Below are 20269 nucleotides of genomic sequence, written 5' to 3'. Positions count from 1 at the left end.
CCTTGCATGATGACGTTTCGCCTGCTCGTGGCCGTCCTGGTCGCTCTCCTTCCGATCGTCCCCGCCGCTGCTGCGGATGCCGAACTCGCCAGGCTCGCGCGCGCCTCCGGCACGCCCGACATCCCCGGCTTGAAGATCGTCTGGCTGGCGCCGTGGGGCGACGTCGCTAGCGCAAGATCCTGGCGCAACATCATCGTGCACCAGACCGAGGGACCTGCGGGCTCGGCCCGCGGCGGCGCGCAGGCGCAGGCGAAGAACCCGACGCGGCGCGGCGTCACGGTCTGGGTCGAGACCGACGGCACGGTCTATTGGGCGGTCGCCGAGAACCTCGTGCCGACCCACGGCGATGGCGCCAACCGCAACGACAACAAGTACATCGACAATCGTCCGACCTATCGCCAGGTCCTGCGCGACAATTCGATCGGCGTCGAGTTCGCCGGCAATTATCCCGACGTGACGACGGGGCCGACGGCGGCACAGGTCGCGGCGTGGAAGATCCTCGTCAAGGTGCTGCGCGCGCGCTACGACATCCCGCTCGAGCGGGTCTACGCGCACAACTGGATCGACTACAAGGACGCCCGCTATTGCGAAGGCTGCACGCTCGCGACGATGGCAAGGCAATGGGGGGAATAGGCGGTGTGCCCACACGCACCGCTATCGGGCGCAGTTCGCATCACACCAACAAAAAAGCCGGCGTTGCCGCCGGCTTTTCGTCTCTCTCGATCCGCCAATCTGGGGCGCTGAACCGCCGCGCTTAGTGCGCGGCTTCCAGCGCGGCCTGTTCGGCCTTTGCGATCGTGCCCTTGACCGCGGACTGCACCTTCTCGAAGGCGCGGACCTCGATCTGGCGGACGCGCTCGCGCGACACGCCGAACTCGGCAGCAAGGTCTTCCAGCGTCATCGGCTCATCGGCGAGGCGGCGGGCCTCGAAGATGCGGCGTTCGCGCGGGTTGAGCACGCCCATGGCGCCGTTCAGCGCGTCACGGCGGTGATCATACTCCTCGTGCTCCGCCATCATGGCTTCCTGGTTGGGCGTGTTGTCGACCAGCCAGTCCTGCCATTCGCCGGCTTCGCCGTCGTCGCGGATCGGTGCGTTGAGCGACGCATCGCCACCGAGTCGGCGGTTCATGTCGATCACGTCCTGATCGGTGACGCCGAGGCGCTTGGCGATCATCTTGACCTGGTCGGGGCGGAGATCGCCTTCGTCCAGCGCGTTGATCTTGCTCTTCGCCTTGCGAAGGTTGAAGAACAGCTTCTTCTGGTTCGCGGTGGTGCCCATCTTCACGAGCGACCACGAACGCAGGATGTACTCTTGAATCGACGCCTTGATCCACCACATGGCGTAGGTGGCGAGACGGAATCCCTTCTCGGGTTCGAATCGCTTCACCGCCTGCATCAGCCCGACATTGCCTTCCGAGACGACCTCGGAGATCGGCAGGCCGTAGCCGCGATAACCCATGGCGATCTTGGCCACGAGGCGCAGATGGCTGGTGACGAGTTGGTGTGCCGCGTCGCGATCGTCATGCTCGCGCCAACGCTTGGCGAGCATGTACTCCTCCTGCGGTTCCAGCATCGGGAATTTGCGGATCTCGGCGAGGTAGCGAGAAAGGCCGGATTCTCCATTGAGGACCGGCAAAGCAGCGGTACGGGCCATAGTGCGCCCTCCAAAAGGTTCAGGCCCCCGATAGCGGCGGGCCAGGCAGACGACCGCTGTGTTAAAGCCGGCCGTAGCTGCGATGTTCCGCGTTGGTCATTTCAACGCAGACGCAATATACCCCATCGGGAGTCAAAAAGGGAAGGATTGCTGACGTCACGTCCCCGTGTGGCAGCTATAACTTTTTGTAATGTAAAGGCTTTCTGAAGCGGCCTGCGTCATAGCGCCGCCTGGAGCGCCCGTTCCAGGAGAAGCAAATCCTCCGGCAAAGGCGCCTCCCAGTGCAGTAATTCTCCCGTCCTCGGGTGCTCCAACACCAGCAGGTAAGCGTGCAAGGCCTGACGCCCCAGCGCCGCCAAAGCCGCCTGCGAGTCGGGGCCGAGCTGGTTGGCCTTGGTCTTGAAATGCGGGCCATAGACGGCATCGCCCATCAGGGGGTGGCCGATATGGGCGAGATGGACGCGGATCTGATGGGTGCGGCCGGTCTCGAGCTCGCAGGCGAGCAGGGCGGCGACGCCCTTGCCGTCGCGTCCATGAAAGCTCTCCAGGATTTCCCAATGCGTCACCGCCTCGCGGCCACCCTGGCGCACGGCCATCTTCTCGCGTGCATGCGGATGCCGGTCGATCGGCGCATCGACGGTGCCGCGGTGCCGGTTCGGCACGCCCCAGGCGAATGCCATGTAGCCGCGCCGCATCGCGCCGGTGCGGCCGTGATCGGCGAATTGCGCCGTCAATGAAGCGTGGGCGAGATCGTTCTTGGCAACCACCATCAGCCCGGTCGTGTCCTTGTCGAGCCGGTGCACGATCCCGGGCCGGCGCACGCCGCCGATGCCGGAGAGCGAGGCGCCGCAATGGGCGATCAGCGCATTCACCAGGGTGCCGGTCTCGTGACCGGCCGCGGGGTGCACGACGAGGCCCTTGGGCTTGTTGAGGACGACGATGTCGTCGTCCTCGAACACGATATCGAGGGCGATGTCCTCCCCCTTGGGCTCGGCGGGCGCCGCTTCCGGCACGTCGATTATGATCGTATCGCCGGATGCGACGTGATAAGCGGGGTCGCGGACCGCGGAGGCCTTCAGGTGCACTGCGCCCGCCAGGATCAGGGCTTTCAGCCTCGATCGCGACAGCTCCGGCAGGCGCGCCGCCAGCACGCGGTCGAGCCGGGCCGAGCCCTCGGAGCCTTCGACCACAACCTCCAACCTTTGCGCTGACCCAGGGCTTTCCATGACGACGTCTGATACCGCTGTTCCCGAACCGACCCCCGAGCAGGCCGCGCTGTTCGCGCGGGTGCGGCGGATGATGCTGATCGCGGGGTTGACCACGGCGCTGGCGTTCTGCGCCGTGCTGATCGCGGTGGGCTACCGCCTTTTCAAGTCGGAGGGAAGGGCGGTCGAAGCGGCAAGCGATGTCACTGCCACCCTGCCCAAGGGCGCGAAAATCGTCTCGACCGGGGTCGCCGGCGACCGCCTCGTAGTGACGCTGGATCTCGGCGGGGTCATCGAGATCCGCACCTTCGATGCCCTTACCCTGAAGTCGGCCGGACGGCTGAAATTCGCCAATGAGCCGTAAAAGGCCCCTCGGGGTCCTTGCGGCGGACAAATTTCGAGGCTATTGGCTAGCCCTCACGCTCCCTTCGTCTAGCGGTTAGGACGCGGCCCTCTCAAGGCTGAAACAGGGGTTCGATTCCCCTAGGGAGCGCCAGCCCTGCTGGTATCACCTTGTCTTCCTTTCACTTTTAGAGTTTTGGGGAATGCGGAGCGCCGGGTTTTGGGGCGTTTTGTTCTTCCTTCGGTCTTCTAGCTTGACGATAGCCCGCCGTCCGCCGCGCCTGCGATCCGCTTCGCGCGTGTAGCGCTCGGCTTCGGCCAGCGTGGTGTGACCGAGCACCGCCATGATCTCATGCGCCGTGCATTCGGCGTCGGCCATGAGCCGCCCCAGCGTTTTGCGCAAGCCATGCGGCCGGCATGTCAGGTCGGTGATGCCAGCTTCCTTGATCGCGTCGCGCATCCAGCCGCTGAAACCATCAACCGTAAACGGCTTCCCGTAGTCGGTGGTGATGATGCAGACGTGCCGACGCGGCAGGGCGGTCAGCGCCGCGCGTAACGACGTCGCCATAGAGACCACAACAGGCACGCCGGTCTTCTTGCGAGTGTATTCAAAGTCCTCGTCGTCGGCCTGTTTCCACGTCGTCAGGTGCACGTCAGCGCGGGCGGTGCCGACGTTCAACATGAGCTCATATGCGGCGCGCTGCTTGGTGCCGACCGGCCAACGCGCTTCAAAAGCCGCCATCTCATCGTCGCGCCAAGCTCTGATTTCCTTCGACTTGCCGCGTTTGATGCCGCTGGAAGGGTCCTGCTTGAGCCATCCGATCTGGATGGCGTGCTTGATCAGGATGCGCATCTTCTTAAGCGTGTCGATCTGTGCGCCCGGTCGGTCGGCATATGGGGCAAGAATTAACTCGTCGATGCCCTCGCGCGTCATGGCTTTGACGGTGCGGTGGCCGTGCGCCTTACGGATCGTCTCAAGCCGGTTGCTGTATGCGGCGCGACTGCCTTCTCCAAGGTTCTTGAACTTGGAGGATCGCTTGAATGAAACGATCAGCGCGCCGAGCGTGCCGGGCACGTCCTCTTTCGGCTTCGGTGGTGGTGCGGTAGAGCCAGCGAGCGCGGCTTGGTAGGCCTGCATGAAGGCTTCGCTCGTCGGGTCATCGGGAAGCCGCAAGCGTGGGCCTTTGCCCCTGCGGAAATAAATATAGTTCTTCTTACCAACAAAGTGATGCTGACAATACAGCGGCAGCCTGCGCGCCATGATCATCTACTCCATGTTGTATCGACTTCGGCTGCGCCGTCGTCATCGACGCGGGCGAGCCTTTCAATGTAAGCATCCAACTCCATGCGGTCCCACGAAATGCGCCGCTCGCTCAGCTTGCGTGCACTGGGCATCCTGCCTTCAGCCACCATGCCGTCGAACGTGTTCGGTGAAACGTTCACATAAGCAGCCGCAGCCTCGCGGCTCAGCATGCGAGGCGGTAGGTTGAAGGGGAGTGCAGCGTGGCGCATCTGTTTCGCTTATGGTGAGTCGTCTGCTTTGACAGCCTTGAAATTCACGAAAGCGGCGTGCCGGTCTTGGGCGTTGCGTTCAGCTGCTTGAGGATGTCGCGCTGGATGTTTTTATGATCGCCTTTGGTCAGACGCGGAACTTCGCGCTTGGCCGCCATGCACTCGCTGAATATGGCGGTGCTAACCCCAAGCACCGTGACGGCGACGCGGTTCTTCAGCGCCCATGCATTGGTTGGTAGTGATTCGGCGTGAAGCGCATCGAGCGCTCTGGCCTTAATCGTTTCGATGTGGTTCATTGCTGCTTGCCCTGCTGTGTTAAGTGGAGCCTCGCCTACCTTGACCCGATGTGTTGGACGGATGGGGTCCACTCCAATGAACCCATCCAGACCGCGTGTGCGGGAGGTTTGCTTGCCGTTGTGGGATGGGCTCCGTCACCCTTCTAGGATCGCACGCGGTCCAATTTGGTATTAGAAAGCGCCGTTCAGTCTGATGCGCGCCTTACTGTCCGCCGCGCCCTGCGGCAGCATGTTCACGCCAATTTTTGTGTTACCGGCCGCGGCGGTCGTGCAGTTCTTCGCGGCGTTGTCCCAATAGATGGCAGCGAACGCGGTGGCCCAAGCCTGAGCCGCGACCTTCGGCAGTTCGAACACTCCGACAGTGGCAAGCTCTACTTCTTCACCAGCGGCCTGCGTGGTGGTCGCCACGCCGAACAAAGCGCCGATTAGGTAGGGCGTGCCGCTGACGGTGCCCCCAGCAGGCGCGATAGCGGTGACGATGTCACCTGGCTGCACAAAGTTCTTCATAGTTCTAGCTCCAACCTTTGTTGCGAACGTTGATGGTGCGCACTACGGAACTGCCCGTCAGTGCTGCGATTTCGGCTTCCGTGGCGGCAATCGCTGCCGCCATTTCCTTGTCGGACTTGAAGACAACCTCTCGGCTGCCTTTCGGGCCTTCGTATTTGACGCTGTGCTCGCCACCACGGCGAGCCGACTTCAGCGCTTCAAGCTCGGCTTGGAGGGTGGCGAGGTCTGCCATTTGGCTCAGCCCGCGTTCGTGTACCAGCCGCGCCAGTCAACGAAGCCAGCGCCGAAGTCCAAGCGGACCTTGGTCTGAACGCCGTCTACTTCGAAGCCAGCGCGGCTCTCGGTCTGCGGGCCGGGAGCGCCAGCAAGGTGCGCGTACTCAAGGCCGTCCACCTCCGCCTTGTCGGCTACCAGCCACCAGCGTGTTGGTGAAGTCAGGCGCGGTTCAACAACCGGCACCAGCTTGCTGAACACGTTCACGTCGGCCGTAGTCATGGCCTGAATGGCGGTGAGGAGTTTCTCCACGCTGGTTTCCAGTTCGCTCGGGATAAGCAGATAGCGCGGCGTGACTGTGATAAGCGCACCAGCCGGACCGGTCTGTTTGCGCATGGCCAAGCGCGCTGCGCTGAGCGTGGTTTCGGACGGAGCCGCGCCAGCCGGGGCAATGTTGCCGTGGTCAACGTGGTGCAGCGCCTTGCCGTCCGCCATGATCGGGCCAACGCCCGCATTGGCCTGAAGCAGATCGACCAGCTGCTGAGCCTCGAATGCCTGTGCGGCCAAGCCCAAGCGGCGCGCAATGTCGGTGAACGCGCCGAGGTCGTCGTTGACAATGGCTTGCCGCGTGAACGAAATGATGCGGCCGAAGGTAGCGAGCTTGTAGCTCTCGCCCGCTTCCACCAGCGAGCCGGACTTGAACTCGCCGTGCTCGTTCACCTTTTCCAGCGTGATGCCAGCGCTGTCCAGCATCAGCTTGGTCTTGGCGCGGAAGTCATTCGCCGTCGTCTGGCGGGCAAGCTGGCGAATGCCGCTGCCGGGCTGACCGTAGGACGCGCGGAGGGTGCGGCCGACGGTGTTCGCCAAGATTTGCGGGAAGTCAGACGTGGTCAGGGCGCGTTCAATCAACGCGACTGAGGCCAGCCCGGTGATGTTGGTGCCGCTGCGGCGCAAAACCTCGCGCGCAACGTCGAGCAAGCTATAACCGACGTACTGACGCTCTGCCCCGTCCGGCTGGTGGGTTGGCTCGACGCGGGCATACAGCGCACCACCAACCGCGCGGATGAAGGCTTCGCTGTTGTCCATGGTGTGGACGTTGTGGGACGAGCGTATGATCGTGGCGCTGCGGGTCAGCATGTCGTCCAGGATGGCGCCACGCGCTTCTTCGACCGTGGCGCCGCGATCAATCAAGGCATCGATGGAGCGTTGCTCCATGCCAGCCTGACGGGCCAGTTGGCGGATCGTCTCGTTAGCGCTGCCGCGCGTGCGGGCGTGGGGGTCGGCGGGGACGGGTACGAAAGAAACTTCGCGGATGCGCCAAGCGGTCGCCGTGCGCGTGCGGTTGCCCGCACCGTCCACGCCATCAGCCCACGTCGAGACTTCGTAGCCGATGGAAACGCCACTGATGTCGCCGCTGCGGATTGCCGCTACGATAGAGCCAACCTCGGGGCGGTCGCTGAGACGCATACGCGCCACGATGCCCTCAGCCTCACGCCACGCGCTTTCCACCGTGCCAAGAATGTCGGTCACGCTGGCCTGACGGTGGCTGTTGAGCACATGCGCGCCGGGCAGCACGCTAAGGTCCGCGCCAGCCACGTCGAGGATTTCGTTGAAGTTGCCGTTCGCGTCGCGGCGGGCCACGGGATTGGACGTGGCGATGACGGCCTCGATCGTGCGCGCCTGTTCGTTGTAGGAGCCGGGCCGCAGGTTCGCGCGGCGCGTCTCAAAGGTGGCGGCGCTCTCGCGCACCAGCAGCTTATGCATTCTCAGTCTCCTGTGTTTGGCCCGGCTGAGCCTTGGGTACGAAAGTGTCGGCGGCGATCTCGGCATCCACGTCCTGAATGTCCCTCCCTCTGGACGAGATGATTTCTGCGCGGCTGCGCAGCCCCGCGTTGAGCAGGATTACATCGGCTTCCGCTTCCTTCTTCGGCTCAATGGAAGCCCAATCTGGGAAGAGGAACGTGGCATCGCTGATCGCGGTGGCCTGCCCGTTCAGCAGACGCAGCAGCGCCCAACGGCGGTAAAGCGGCTCGATGACCAGCGGTATGAGCAGGCTGGCGCGTGTGGCCTTGACGCGGCGCTTGAACGCTTCGAGCCCCAGCTTTGAGCTGCTGTAATTGCTATCGCTGAGGTCGCCGGTCGCGAGGGCGTACGGAATGCCCACACCAGCGCAGATGTCGCGCTGCATGGCCTTGAGCAAGCCGGGCGCATCTGCCGTGTCTGGCATTGTGGGGAAACGTATGTCTGTACCTACTGGCAGAACTCGCAGTGCGCCCGGCTCAAGGGAAAGGTCGGCTTCTGGCGGCCGCGCTGTGGCGTCGCCGAACGCGTTGCCGGTGGCATCGGTGATAAATCCGCCAAAGAGCGCGGCTGTATTGGCGCGGGCCAGCAGAGCGTCTTGCAGCTTTTCAAGCTCGTGCAATCGAGTCAGGACTGGTGCTAGCTCACTGATCCCACGCCGCTGGCCCGCAACTTTTTGTTCGAAGAAATGGATGATGTCGTCGGCCGGGATGCGCCGTGCCGGAGCGATGGTGGCGAAGGGCTGATCAACCGCATCGGGAAGGACGTGGTAGGCAACCACGTTGTCGGCAGCATCAAGCTCCACGCCAGCAATGATGCGACCGCCATTTTCAATGTCGCGGCTGATGCTGCGGTCTAGTTGTTCGTTGTTCAGGACAAGCAGCCGCAGTTCGCCGCGTCGGGTGAAGCGCATATGTGCCAGCCCTTCGCCGTTCACGAACTGACTGCGTACAAGGGTGCGAAGCGCTGCGGTGTTTGCCGCGAGCCAATTCGCGAAAGCCTGCTCGGCGTTGCGGTTGGAGTTGGCAAGCTTCACGGAAGGCGCGTCTGGGAAGAGCGCATCGGTGTAGACGGCCGCAAGGCTGGCAGCCATCGGCGTGCTGCCGACAGCGAAGTATGCGCGGCTGCCAGCAAGGTGAGCGGCGGCGTGGGTCTGCGCAACCGGGGCACTCATGGTGGCCCATGCGGGCCAACGGGGGGAGCCGCTGGCGGCGTTGTACCCAGTAGACCGCTTGAGCAGGTCACGGGCGAAGGCGGCAAGGCGGGCGCGGAATTGCATTTGCAGCGCGCCTCAACGATGCCACTTCTCGGCTCGTGGAAGAATGGCTTCGAGCTCATCCTTCAGGGTGTCGAGCTTGATGATAATGGCGGTCTCAACGAGATCGCTGTTGATGAAATCCCCTAACTCTCTGCTAGGGATGATTTTCGACGACCAAGCTTCCGGTGTTCTGATCTTTACTCGGCGGCCGTGCTGTTGGATTGCAGTTTCGGTCCACCCGCTCCAGACCACAAATAAAGCCTTGTCGTCCCTGAAGCCGTGAAAGTTTCGCTCCGTGAGGCGCCCCGCATGATCGGCCGAGACGTCCTTTTGCAGCCGGGCGAATACGGCCAGTCGCATAGCATCACCGAATGACCACTCGCGCGTTGATGCAGTGGTCTCGCTTACTTTGAAGTGCCCACGTGCGATCCATTGATCAGCGCGGGTTCGCCGCACTCCCAGAGCGTCAAGGACCTGAGCGAAAGAAAATCCAGCCATGAGCGAATTCCACATAAATGGAGTTTGATACCACATTTGTGGTATATATGGCGCTCATCTGGTGCTGTTCGCAACAAGAATAAAAAAACAAACAGAAGATTTCTCCCAAACTAAAAATTCGTAAGTCAAAACAACCGACTACCGAGCCATCCAGCTGGATCGGATGACGCTTGGTTGGGGAGGTGAAGGGCGCTCCTTGCGCAAGTCGTCCTCGCGCTGCCCCAACGGGATTTGCAAGGCCTGCCGGGCAGCCCAGGCGTACACAAGGCAGTCTAGGCTTTCGGCCCGTTTCCCGGGGATGCGCTCGAAACTGCGCACGGGAGCGCCGCGCCTATAGCGGACGACACGTCTCTCCGAAGCCAATTGGTCAAAGTAGATTGCCTCAAGGGTGTTGCTAAAGCGAACGCCGTGCGCACGTTGCAAGCGGGTGAAGATGGTCGTCTTGATCGTGTCCACGCCAACAATCCAAAGCCGTCCGCCCTTCACCTTGCCGCCACTCACCTGCATAGCAGGGCGTTGTCCGCTCATGCCTTTGATTGCCATCACGCGGCGCGTGGCACGAGGGAAGCAGTAGGCGTACACGCGATCAGTCCAGTCGCCGTCGCCACTGTCGATTGCGCAGGCATCAACCTTGAGCTTGCCTCCATATGGGTGACGCCACTCGGTGCGCAGTAACTCGTCCAATTCCACCCACGTGAGATCATCGTCCGGGCTGCCCCAGATGATCGAATGGCCAAGCACCAAGCACGCTCCGTCCTTTGTCCATCCTGTGACCGTGTACTCAAGGCGGTCGTCCTGGACGTCAACGCCAACTGTGATGACCAAGACTTCGGCGGGCACGTCGCTCAGGCCGAACGGTTCAACGCGGCCGACCAATGCGGCTTCGTCAAGCTCTTGCCCCGCCTCACGCCAGCCTTGGCCCAAAATGGTGTTGACGAAGGTTTGCAGTTCTGCCGGATCGTTGCGGGCGGTGATGTATTCAGCGGCGAGCTTAGCCCAGCTTGCATTCGCCAGTTGGCTGACAAGCGCGTTCAGGCGGAAGCCCGCATGACCCTTCACTTTAGGCTTGGTGATGCGCCACTCACCGGCAGCCACCATCCCGCCTTTGTGCCGCTCTGAAATTAGCTGGCGACAATGAGGACAGCGGAAGGCGGCTTCTTCTGGATGGCCTTCAGGCCACTCGATGTCCTCCCACATGATTTCATGAAATACACCGCAGCTAGGGCACGGGACCTCGAACACTCTCTGATCGGAAGCTTCATAAGCGCGCAGAACGTGGCTGGTGTCTTCCGCCACGGGCGTTGAGCCGAGGATGATCTTGCGGTTGGCAAAGCTGAGCGTGCGGCGCTCGGCAAGGCGCAGCGGGTTGCCCTCTTTGCCGACCTCCATTCCGTCCGCTTCGTCGATGATAAGGATGCGTGCGGTGTGTCGGCGCAGGTTGCGCGGGCTCTTGGCGGCAACAATCTTCAGGCTGCCTCCGGGGAAGCGGCGTGACATGAGCGTGTTGCGGTCTTCGCCTTCCTCGTTGCCATCCATCAACGCGTCCTTCAGTGCAGGACTGGCCTCAAAGATTGGCTCAATGTCGCTCACCATGTAATCGCGAGCGTCGCTGTCGGTCGGCAGCAAGCACAAGATCGGCGCTGGCTCGTTCGCCACAAAGTGTCCGATCGCACCCGTCAACAGCGTGGTGAATCCCACGCGCACGGGCTTGACCATCGTAACGCGCTCAATTTCAGGATCGCTGATGGCGTCTGCGATTGCGTGCTGGTACGGCCACAGTCGGACGGGGCCCGGCAGCGCCGCTGTTGAGGCCGGCAGACGCATTTGCCGCTCTATCCAATCGCTCAGCTTTAGGCGCAAAGGGGGCCGCAGAGATGCGAGCGCCCGCTTTCGAACACCTTCGAGAGGTGAGGGGTGAGAGATGCCTGTCACTGGCTAGTCCCGGTCCAGCCATCGCTTGCGGACATCTCCAGCAACATTGTCCCTTGTTGGCATTAGCCCTGAACGAGACATCTGTTCGCGCTGCAAGGTTTGGACGAGGTCAGGAACGTGTTCGCACGACAATCTCATTTTGCGCAGAACAACTTTAGTCGTCTGCGATTTTCGCACGAATGTTTCCAATGATGGTCGTTCTCCACCGTTTTGCATGAAATAGACGCCGGATGCGCTTACGGTGGTGAATAGACCTGACTGGGCGGCCAGATAGGGGTTATCTCGCACCGAGGGGCGAATGATTTCAACTCGCGGTTCGATACGCAACGGCTGGTTTCCATTCGGAAACTCGACGCCCGCAGTCGCAACGCCAGTCGCATTCAGGCGATGCAGGCCCCATACCGCAATATTGTCATAGGTTTCGATATCGGTATTTTCGACGGCGAAGAAGGCTGCTGCGACAGGGTTGAAGGACCAATCCAAAAGGCGCGTCGGCAAGCCATGGTGCTGCGCCAGCGCTAACACTGGTGGTATGTCGCTGAAACGCAGCAGGTGATCCGCCACCAGCGGTGCTCCAGCGTCCCAGAGCCAATCGGGGTTCGATGCTGCATCAGGTGGCACATGTGACATGGCTGTCGGCAGGCCAAGTTCGTTGCATCGGATGCAAAAGTCCCAAACGGGCAAAAGCTCCGCTGTTACCGAGATGGCGAGTTCTCTCTGCAGCTTCTTATCATCGTTGCCGAATGTTGCAGCCCCAGTATGGAAGTTTGGGGGCAGCCACCAGAATAACGATTGCGTTGGCTTAACTCTATCAAATCTCTTGGTCGCCTCCTCTCGCGAAGCGCTAATGATCGCGTTATTTGACCTCCACGCAGATGGCAGGAGCGGCCAGTTCTCGTCAGCATGACCTCTGAAGACCCAAGGATTGTGATCGCCCTCCCACCATTGTGAATTTGATCTTCGGAGCCATTCCAGAAATTCTCCGGCGGATGCCGCTGTAGCGACTTGGATGCCGGGACCTTCATCTTTCCAATCAGCCTGTGCCATCCTTAACCTTCCAAAGCTATTTCCAACAATGCGGCGCGGACCTCGCGGTCAATCTCCGATGTATCATAGGCAGAAAGATGCGGCAGCCGCTGCGACACTCTCGTCGACACCGCCAACATCGCGGCCCGAAGTTGACGCAGGATGGCCGACCATTCCGCCTCGACCTCGGCAGCCGAGACAAGCTCGCCGCGCATGATCGCGTTTTTGGTTTCAGCGTAGTCTGCGCGCGCTCTGGCCAGCCGCCCGCGCTCCGCAGCTGCGTCCGAAGCGGCTTCACCACCACGGGCTTGGGCAGCGGCACGGAGGAAGGCGCAGTAAGCGCGGATCGACGCTTCGACGGCATAGCGGTCATCCCCTTCGCGTACCATGTGGCCGCGATCCGCGAGGCTGCGCACTTGGCGGGCGGTAACGCCCACCATGCGGCCCATATCGGCTGCGGTTACCGGTGCGGGCATCTACAGACCTCCATGATTTGTGCCGTTCGCGTTTGCTTTTGCTGCACGGAACCAGGCATCGGAAGAACCTGCATTGGGCCGAATTCCGGGACGCGTAGCGCCGCAGTGGGGCGCGGCCACAGGGACCCAGCCGATAAGGGCGGCGACTGGTGCGTTTGTTCGGGCTGCTGGTAGGTTGGGCCGAGCGGATGCGTTTGCTCGGCTGTACGGCCCGCGCTGCGGGTCGCCAGCCAACACACAGCACAGGCGTTTGGGACCGGGACGGAAAAAGTGCCCTGTTCTATACTCTTGTGGAAACTGAGAGATAGAAAGAGACAGTTTGTATAAGAGTGGCAAAACGGCCTCCTGTGTGGTCCCGGTCCCAAACTGCCAAGCCCGGATCATAACGCCCCGCCCACGTCCACAAACCTCACGGCCCCCTCGTTGTGCGCCGCCATCAGGTCGGCTATCGCCCACCCCACAAGGTCCGTGTCGTTGGTGAGCGCCATGGTCACCGCGTCCGGGGCGCGCCAACCTGCGAGCTTCACACGCTGCTTGACGGTGTGCCATCCTTCGCCCTTGGCTACCTTGCGGATGGTGGCGAGGCTTTCGAGCTTGTCGGTGGGGCGACCGCCGTGGACGCGTTCGGAGATCATCTTCCGCAAGCCAGCATCGGTCACGATCAGCTTGGTGTTGGGGAAGCGCTCTGTCAGGTCGCTGAGAACTTGCACAACCATCTGCTGACCCTGCGAATAGCCCTCCTCGATCACTTCCCTCTTCGCTTGTGAATTTGGTGGTGGAGTGCCGCGACTGACCGGCCCGCCATTCGCGGTTAGCCATTCCTGCATCCAGTGCTTGATCTTGCCGTGCCCGCCTTCATCGTCGAGCCACTTATGCAGCCGCGTCCATTCTGCCGGGTCGCGCTTCTGCTCGCTGACCGATGGAACGAACCAGCGGCGGTCGTCCATGCTGAGCTTGAGCGCGCGTTTGGAGTTGGAGCAAGCGAGCACATGCAGCCAAATGTCGATATCATAGGCCGCCATGTACTTTTCGTTGATCCGCAGGCTCCTCTCGGTGATGACGCTTTTCAGCTTGTCGTAAGCCTTCGCGTTGTGACCCGCGTAAATCTCATGGACGACGGCGAGGCGCTTGTGCGCCGCCCAACCGTTGAAGTTGCCGTCGACCACGATTGTTTCACTCGGCTCGCAACAATTCCACTCTCCGATCATTGGTTTGAGGATGTCGCTGCCGAGCGTGGATTTGCCAACGCCTTGCGTTTCACTGATCAGCAGCAGGCCGTAATTCATCCTGACCTCTGGGTGGCATACGAGCGTAGCAGCCCAGCGGATCACTTCCTTGCGGTCCGTTTCAATCGGGAAGGTGTGTTCGAGGTAAGCCTCCCACAACGAGCAATCGCCAGCCTCAGCCACCAAGCGCGGACCTACATACGTGTTCACATATGCATTGTCGCGGACGTCGTTCAGCAACCCGCTCGGCTTTGTCGGGTCATACTTCAGCCCTGCGGCCTTGTTCGTCTGTACGCGCCGCAAGATGCGCGCGGTGTCCTCGGCGTCACTGAACGGGCTGACCCAGCCGTTGAAGGCTTTCTCGCTTAGCAACTTGTTCGGCTTGTTCACGTTCACGAACACTTCCGGCTCGCGCACCTGAAACCATTCCTTCGCGAAGTGAGGCGTGATCGCGTAGGTCGGCCGCGCCTTGCTGCCAGCCGGTGGCTGGATCAGGTCGGTGGCGTAGGTGGCATGGCGCAACAGGTCGTCGATAACCGGGCCAACATAGCGATCAGCTTTGTAGAAGGAGAGCGGTATCGGGTCGGCCATATCCCAATGCGGTGGCCACGTCTGGTCGAACTGCACGCCCCACATGGTGCGCCTGTAGTTCCTGCTGACGGTAGCCAAAGCCTTCATTCCCGGCTCGTCATTGTCGCAGACGTACACCATCAGGTCCGGATTGCGGGCGAATAGCTCCTCATAGTCCGCGCGGTGCGGCGAAAGCGCTCCACCGATCATGCCCCAATGCTCGTACTGACGCAGTTCTTCAATCCATGGGTGGGTGCAGGCTTCGTCGGCGCACATTTCGGTGACGAACTTCGCCGCCTTCGCGCCCTCGTGCACCATGATCTTGGTTTTGTCGCTCGCCTCTTTTGGCTTCCAGAAGGGCAAGCCGCCGTCCGGCTCCATGCAGCGCCATTCCCCGTCGTTCCAGAAGGACCACGGCAGGTAGCGCTTGCCGTTAGGCGTGTCGATGCGCTGCTGCACCATGCGCACATTCCCGGTGCGCTGATCGTAGAAAACAAAGAAGAGCGGGTCGCCGTCCGCGTTCACTGAGTGCTCTAGGTGCTGAGTGCGCAGCTTCACCATCAAATCTTGAATGCCTGCGGGCCGTATGGGCATTCCGGTGGGCATCCTGACGCTCGCGAACGCGGACTTGATGAGCGCTCGCTCGTCTTCCGTCGGCTCACACGTGGGGTCTCCGGTCAACGTGATAGTGCCGTCGTCTGCCAGCTTGATGACGGCGCGCTCCTTGTAGTAGTGCCCGTGATAGTCCTTCACCAAATAGCGACGGAAGTTGCTTTCCTCCGCGCCGATGCGGTCGATGTATGCCCTCAGCGCCGGGACGGTGGGGTGGAAGAGCGGGGTGGGGGCGGTAATGCGTCGGATAGGTGCGTTCATTGGTAGATGCCTCGTTAGATGGTGAGGCAGCCCCAAGCGCGGACCCGGAAGATGCACTTGCATCCTTTGGCCAAGGTCTATAAGCGGGGGCTGCTGCTGAATTTGTTAAGTTGAGGGGTCGCCATAGCCCATGGCGGCCCCTTTACTTGTGCAGCGCCGCCCCTGCGGTCTTGCACGTCGTTTCTAGCTGGCCGTCCGCCGTTTGGGGAGCGCTATTGAAACAGGTTGCAGCGCAGTGAAGGAAGTTTTCCCCAAATGCTTCACTAACTCGCTGTTTTCGCTTGAAAGATGCGGTCCCCTAGGGAGCGCCAGCCAAATCCTAAGCCATTGAAAACCTGCACATTCTAGGCAACCATGTGAGCCTGGAGCGGCCGCTCTGTTGCACGTAGCTCACGAGGCGGTCCGCAAATGGTGCTCGCGGCCGTGACATGGCTATCTTGATCCCGAGTCTCGGCTTCGCACGCTTCGACAGCCGTGGGGAGCTACGACTGGCGGAACGATTGAAGGACTTCCTCGAGGAGAACGCCGTCGTTTGGCACAACCTGCCCGTCGGCCCTCGCAACCGGCATCCGGATTTCATCATCATTCATCCCGCGAACGGCCTGCTCGTGCTCGAGGTGAAAGACTGGCGCCTGGAGACGATCGTTTCGGCGGACAAGACGAAGGTCGAGCTGCTGACGAGCCGTGGTGCGGTGCGGGAAAGCAATCCGCTCGAGCAGGCTCGCAAATATACGTTCGAGGTCGTGCGAACGCTGGAGCGCGACGGGCAATTGTTGTTTCCGCCGGGGCATCGCCTCGCGGGCCGGTCCATTGTTCCGTTCGGCTTCGGGGCCGTGTTCACGAACATCACCCGCAAGCAGTTCGATCAGACCGATCTCAAGGAGGTGTTCTCCGAGCATCTCTGTCTGTTCAAGGACGAGATGACCGAGGGCGCGGACCCCGAGGAATTCCGTTCGAAATTGTGGCGCATGGTTCATCCGCGTGTCGAAGAGCCGCTGTCCATGCCGCAATTCGACCGCCTGCGCGCGCTGCTGTTTCCGGAGGTTCGGATACGACAGATTGCCCTGCCTTTGGACGATGCGCCTCGCGCCGATTCTTCGGATCGGACGCTCGCGGTCATGGACCTTCATCAGGAGCAGTTCGCGCGCAGCCTGGGCGAGGGGCATCGCATCATTCGCGGCGTCGCCGGATCGGGCAAGACCCTGATCCTCGCTTTTCGCGCCGAGTATCTGGCACGTGCGGCGGCAAAGCCGGTGCTGATCCTGTGTTACGCCAACGGCATCGCCGGCCGGCTCGAAGATGCCATGCAGAGCAGAGGCGTCGAGGACCGCGTTCAGGTTCTCACCTTCCACTCGTGGTGCTACCGGATGCTGCGGACGTACGGGATTGTCGCCCCATCCGAGCGAGACTATCCGGACTACGCGGAGCGCCTGGCTGCGAGCGTTTCAGAGGTCGTGAAGGCGGTCGATCACGGCCATATCCCGGCGGAGCAGTACGACGCGGTCCTGATCGACGAGGCGCACGACTTCGAACCGCAATGGCTCGCGCTTGCGGCCAAGATGGTGAACCCGCGCACCAAGGCGCTGATGGTCGTCTACGACGATATCCAGGCTATCTATAAGGGGCGTGAACGGCCGGTCTGGAGCCAGCTCGGCATTGAAGCAAAGGGCAGAACGACCGTACTGAAGGTGAACTATCGCAACACCGCCCAAATCGTTGCCTTCGCGAGACGCTTCGCCGCGGACGTTATCGGCGCTCCCGGCATCACGGCCGACGACGAACACGCCATCCTGCTGCCCGAAGATGCGGGTCGGCAGGGACTGGAGCCGGATGTGCGGCGGTGCGTGAGCATCGACGCAGAAGCTCACTGCGTTGCCGAGTGGTTTCTCGACCGTAAGAAAGCCGGCTACGAGTGGTCGCAGATGGCGTGTCTCTACCCGGAGCACTGGATCGGCGGACGGGTCGCGCAGATTCTCTCTGGGCATGGTGCGCCGATCGACATCGCCAAGGACAATCGCAACCGCGTTTCGGTCAAGCGGGTCGCCGTGCGATTCCTGAGCATGCACAGCGCGAAAGGGCTGGAGTTTCCCTGCGTCGCCATCACCGGCTTGGGCCTGCTCGGCCGCCACGGCGAGACCGTCGAGGAATGTGTCCGGCTGACCTATGTCGGGGTGACCCGTGCAACTCACGAGGCGCTCCTGACGTATTCGAGCGAGTCGGCATTGGTGCAGCGCTTGATCGCGTAGCCCGACGCTGTGCAGGCGCTCTTTCACGCGGCAGTGCAGTCAATCGAGCGGCGGATCGCCCGCTGCAGGCCCGCATTTGAAAGAACACATCGTGGTAGGTTGCGCGTCGCAGCGTCATCGATGATGACGTGATCGAGTGAACGGGCCCTGCATCCATTCCGGCGCAACTTGCATTCACTCCGGCGCAAAATGAGCCGCATCGCGTCGTCGCTTCTGCGCCGCGCGACGGTTGCACCACGAGCGCATGCCTCGGGCTCCCCCCCCAACCCTATTCGGGGGGATCGCGAGAGGAGCCGTGGCCATACGTTTTGGCGGTAACTTCAGTGATGCGCCGAAACGCTTCTGACGGTCTCGGTGAGCATGTCACCCGATGAGGAATGGCTGATGTCACCCAGGCTGATGATGCCAACCATCCGCTTGCTCTTGTTGATCACCGGCAGCCTGCGGACCTGCAGCTTCTCCATATGATGCATCGCCTTGGCGAGGTCATCGTCCTCGCGGCAGCAATGGATGCCCTCGGTCATCACGTCACGTGCCGTCGCGCGGCCGGCATCGAAGCTGTGGCTCGCGAGTCCTTTGCAGACGATGTCGCGGTCGGTCACCATTCCGACCAGCTTGTCATCCTCGCCAATCGGAATGCAGCCGATGTCATGCGCCCGCATCAGTTTGGCAATCTCGGTGATTGGCGTGTCGGGGCTGACCCAGTCGACACCCTTGTGCATCACGTCTTTGACTTTCATGGTGAGCCTCCGTTCGTGGGTTTCAAGTGCGTTGATGCAATGCAGCGGCACCCCCATCCTCCGAACTCCGACCAGAAGACAAAGCGCAGACACTCTCGCCGCCACCCTGCGGAACGGTATGACGGCGATCTTGCGGCTAGAGTTCCCGCCCAGGGCCGCAAGGACAATGGGCGGCGCACAGGATCCTCAGTCATGCGCGCTGAAGCGGCCGTGCGGTGCGTTGGCCGTCAGGCGCGCAAACTGCGCGTGACCCATGTGAAGCAGCGTCTCATGATCGCCGGCTTCCATATAGATGTCCGGCTGTGCCTCGAGGCTGTCGTCGACGATGATATCCAATCCGTAGCATTTGCCGACGGCAGGAACTGCACCGTGAGCACAGTCGCTGAACAGCCGATTGATCTCGGTTTCATTGGCCATGTGGACATTGTCGCCGAGGCTTGTCCTCAGGTCCGACAGGCGGAGGTGATGCGATGCAGGCAAGACGGCCAGCATGTATCCGCCGTCGCGCCGCAACACGATACCCTTGGCGAGGCGGTCGCCGGAGATATGGCATGCCTGCGCCGTTCGGGCGGACGTCATGCTGAGTTCGTGCGGGATCACCTCGTACTGGATGTTCTCGGCGGCGAGGTATTTCTGGAGGGTGGGAGCAATGGCCATGGCATCACCTCCGATGCTGAATGGAAACCATCCACCGTGAGGCCGATCCTGCAGTCTCTCGCCATACGATGGGCGGCTGCCTGACTAGAAACTCAGCATAGGTCTTCCATCCGCAAGCTGCAATGCAATTCCCCTGGGAGCCGCAACGGATGTGGGCAGGAGCAGGCTTTTCGCGTGGCCGGCGCAGGCGCTCTCCTACGCGGCCGTGCCGTCGATCGAGCGACGGATCACCCGCTGCACTTCCGTATTCGACAGGAACAGATCGTGGTTGATGATGCCCCAGCCTTCCGCCGACGCATCGACCACGCGCACGCCGAGCCCAGCGATGGCGGCCTTCTCGGCCGCGCCGACCCGGGTCATGCCGCCGGCGAGCTGTCCCGACAGCGCCAGTGCACGATCGTTGGTCGAGGCGATCACCGTGATCTTGCCGGCGAGTGGGCCGATGCGCTGGATCGTCGACGAGAACACGTCCATGTCGATGTCGGGGGCGGCAAACACCACCGCGCCGATCTTGCTCGTCACCGTGTCGCCGTATCGCCCATGGAGCTGGCGCAGGCTTTCGAGTGTCAGCATGGTTCCCATGCTGTGAGCGACGATGTGCACGCGCCCCGCCCCCGGTGCCGACACCAGCGCCGAGAGCACGCGCTCGAAATTATCGCGCGACCACATCGCGCTGTCGCGGTCATAGGCGTAGTCGAACAGTCCTGCCTTGGAAGGCCAGGAGAACGCCATGGTCCGGCCGCGGAACTTGATCCCATTGGAGAGGTGGGCTGCATCCAGCACCGCCGTCTCGAATGTCTGCTTGAAGCCGTGCACATAGATCAGCACGTCCCCGCCGCCGGCCTGCGCAGCGAGATCGCCCGCCTCGGCGGGCACCGGCTCGATCCGGTCGAGACGCCAATCCTCGAGGCCAACCGAGGCGAGGGAAAGTCGGCTCTCATCCGGCGCTGTCAGCTTCGCCCGTGCGATTGTCATGCTCGCGGCGCGCTCCGGCCCGAACCAGGGTTTCGCGCGGGCGCCGTTGACGGGCTTGCGCGTGGTGACGACAAGCAACGTGGGGTCAACGGAGAGCGACGAGGCGTCGTAGCGCGCGCCGGTCGCACCGAGGCCCGCGCATCCGCCGAGCGCGAGCGCGCTGCCTGCCGACAGGAGTCCGCCAAGGACGGCGCGGCGCGAAACGGAAGGACGGCAGTCGCGTTGCAGAAGACGTCGGACGATCACACGGAACCTCAGGGAAC

General features: G+C 62.1%; 20 protein-coding genes and 1 tRNA gene. 4 read left to right on the top strand and 17 right to left on the bottom strand.

Annotated elements, in window-relative coordinates; genetic code table 11:
• Positions 1–6: 6 nt before the first annotated feature.
• On the top strand, positions 7–633 hold the full coding sequence (locus ABIA40_RS25775) for an N-acetylmuramoyl-L-alanine amidase (protein WP_157285014.1): 627 nt from the start codon (positions 7–9) through the stop codon (positions 631–633).
• Between the two features lie 121 nt (positions 634–754).
• Here the strand turns inward: ABIA40_RS25775 and rpoH are convergent, their stop codons facing one another.
• Together rpoH and ABIA40_RS25765 are read right to left on the bottom strand one after the other, a co-directional pair.
• Positions 755–1654 (bottom strand): RNA polymerase sigma factor RpoH, encoded by a 900-nt coding sequence (rpoH, locus tag ABIA40_RS25770; protein WP_157285013.1) that lies wholly within the window; start codon positions 1652–1654, stop codon positions 755–757.
• A 218-nt stretch (positions 1655–1872) separates the two neighbouring features.
• Complete coding sequence (locus ABIA40_RS25765) at positions 1873–2880, bottom strand: RluA family pseudouridine synthase (RefSeq protein ID WP_271538871.1); 1008 nt, start codon at positions 2878–2880, stop codon at positions 1873–1875.
• On the opposite strand from ABIA40_RS25765, the gene ABIA40_RS25760 reads away from it, so the two are divergent.
• The gene (locus tag ABIA40_RS25760; RefSeq protein ID WP_404543849.1) at positions 2879–3223 is read left to right on the top strand and encodes a hypothetical protein; all 345 of its coding nucleotides are present in this window, start codon (positions 2879–2881) and stop codon (positions 3221–3223) included. The genes ABIA40_RS25765 and ABIA40_RS25760 overlap by 2 nt on opposite strands.
• Before the next feature lie 57 nt (positions 3224–3280).
• A tRNA-Glu gene (locus tag ABIA40_RS25755) sits at positions 3281–3355 on the top strand.
• Positions 3356–3367: 12 nt separating this feature from the next.
• Here the strand turns inward: ABIA40_RS25755 and ABIA40_RS25750 are convergent.
• The 12 genes from ABIA40_RS25750 to ABIA40_RS25695 all read right to left on the bottom strand — a co-directional run bounded on the left by ABIA40_RS25750 (position 3368) and on the right by ABIA40_RS25695 (position 15388).
• Complete coding sequence (locus ABIA40_RS25750) at positions 3368–4462, bottom strand: tyrosine-type recombinase/integrase (RefSeq protein ID WP_404543847.1); 1095 nt, start codon at positions 4460–4462, stop codon at positions 3368–3370.
• Positions 4463–4464: 2 nt separating this feature from the next.
• Entirely contained in the window at positions 4465–4713 is a 249-nt protein-coding gene (locus ABIA40_RS25745) for a helix-turn-helix transcriptional regulator (RefSeq protein ID WP_404543845.1), read from the bottom strand.
• 44 nt (positions 4714–4757) lie between these two features.
• Positions 4758–5009: a hypothetical protein gene (locus ABIA40_RS25740; RefSeq protein WP_404543844.1), complete on the bottom strand. Its 252-nt coding sequence runs from the start codon at positions 5007–5009 to the stop codon at positions 4758–4760.
• A 171-nt stretch (positions 5010–5180) separates the two neighbouring features.
• Positions 5181–5516, bottom strand: a complete 336-nt coding sequence (locus tag ABIA40_RS25735; RefSeq protein ID WP_404543842.1) for a DUF2190 family protein — start codon at positions 5514–5516, stop codon at positions 5181–5183.
• Positions 5517–5520: 4 nt separating this feature from the next.
• Positions 5521–5748, bottom strand: a complete 228-nt coding sequence (locus ABIA40_RS25730; protein ID WP_404543841.1) for a phage head-tail joining protein — start codon at positions 5746–5748, stop codon at positions 5521–5523.
• Between the two features lie 5 nt (positions 5749–5753).
• Positions 5754–7493, bottom strand: a complete 1740-nt coding sequence (locus tag ABIA40_RS25725; protein ID WP_404543839.1) for an HK97 family phage prohead protease — start codon at positions 7491–7493, stop codon at positions 5754–5756.
• Positions 7486–8703 (bottom strand): phage portal protein, encoded by a 1218-nt coding sequence (locus ABIA40_RS25720; protein ID WP_404543837.1) that lies wholly within the window; start codon positions 8701–8703, stop codon positions 7486–7488. Before ABIA40_RS25720 ends, ABIA40_RS25725 begins: the two co-directional genes overlap by 8 nt.
• Before the next feature lie 117 nt (positions 8704–8820).
• Positions 8821–9285, bottom strand: a complete 465-nt coding sequence (locus tag ABIA40_RS25715) for a hypothetical protein (RefSeq protein WP_404543835.1) — start codon at positions 9283–9285, stop codon at positions 8821–8823.
• A gap of 138 nt (positions 9286–9423) precedes the next feature.
• Entirely contained in the window at positions 9424–11109 is a 1686-nt protein-coding gene (locus ABIA40_RS25710; protein WP_404543833.1) for a phage terminase large subunit family protein, read from the bottom strand.
• A 111-nt stretch (positions 11110–11220) separates the two neighbouring features.
• Positions 11221–12264 carry an FRG domain-containing protein gene (locus ABIA40_RS25705; RefSeq protein WP_404543829.1) on the bottom strand — a complete coding sequence of 348 codons (1044 nt, stop codon included), beginning with the start codon at positions 12262–12264 and terminating at the stop codon, positions 11221–11223.
• Positions 12265–12266: 2 nt separating this feature from the next.
• A complete protein-coding gene (locus tag ABIA40_RS25700; RefSeq protein ID WP_404543827.1) occupies positions 12267–12719 on the bottom strand; it encodes a hypothetical protein in 453 nt (150 codons plus the stop codon).
• A 380-nt stretch (positions 12720–13099) separates the two neighbouring features.
• A complete protein-coding gene (locus ABIA40_RS25695) occupies positions 13100–15388 on the bottom strand; it encodes a primase-helicase family protein (protein ID WP_404543825.1) in 2289 nt (762 codons plus the stop codon).
• 428 nt (positions 15389–15816) lie between these two features.
• On the opposite strand from ABIA40_RS25695, the gene ABIA40_RS25690 reads away from it, so the two are divergent.
• Complete coding sequence (locus ABIA40_RS25690) at positions 15817–17634, top strand: DEAD/DEAH box helicase (RefSeq protein ID WP_404543823.1); 1818 nt, start codon at positions 15817–15819, stop codon at positions 17632–17634.
• 320 nt (positions 17635–17954) lie between these two features.
• Here ABIA40_RS25690 and ABIA40_RS25685 read toward each other — a convergent pair whose 3' ends face one another.
• The 3 genes from ABIA40_RS25685 to ABIA40_RS25675 all read right to left on the bottom strand — a co-directional run bounded on the left by ABIA40_RS25685 (position 17955) and on the right by ABIA40_RS25675 (position 20252).
• Positions 17955–18374, bottom strand: a complete 420-nt coding sequence (locus tag ABIA40_RS25685; RefSeq protein WP_275509187.1) for a CBS domain-containing protein — start codon at positions 18372–18374, stop codon at positions 17955–17957.
• A gap of 186 nt (positions 18375–18560) precedes the next feature.
• A complete protein-coding gene (locus tag ABIA40_RS25680; RefSeq protein WP_036009608.1) occupies positions 18561–19031 on the bottom strand; it encodes an aminoacyl-tRNA deacylase in 471 nt (156 codons plus the stop codon).
• Between the two features lie 195 nt (positions 19032–19226).
• Positions 19227–20252, bottom strand: a complete 1026-nt coding sequence (locus ABIA40_RS25675; RefSeq protein WP_404543821.1) for an alpha/beta hydrolase — start codon at positions 20250–20252, stop codon at positions 19227–19229.
• Positions 20253–20269: the final 17 nt, after the last annotated feature.

Source organism: Bradyrhizobium sp. USDA 223 (genome assembly GCF_044909005.1).
GTDB lineage: Bacteria > Pseudomonadota > Alphaproteobacteria > Rhizobiales > Xanthobacteraceae > Bradyrhizobium > Bradyrhizobium yuanmingense.
This window is presented reverse-complemented; position numbering and strand designations above follow the sequence as displayed.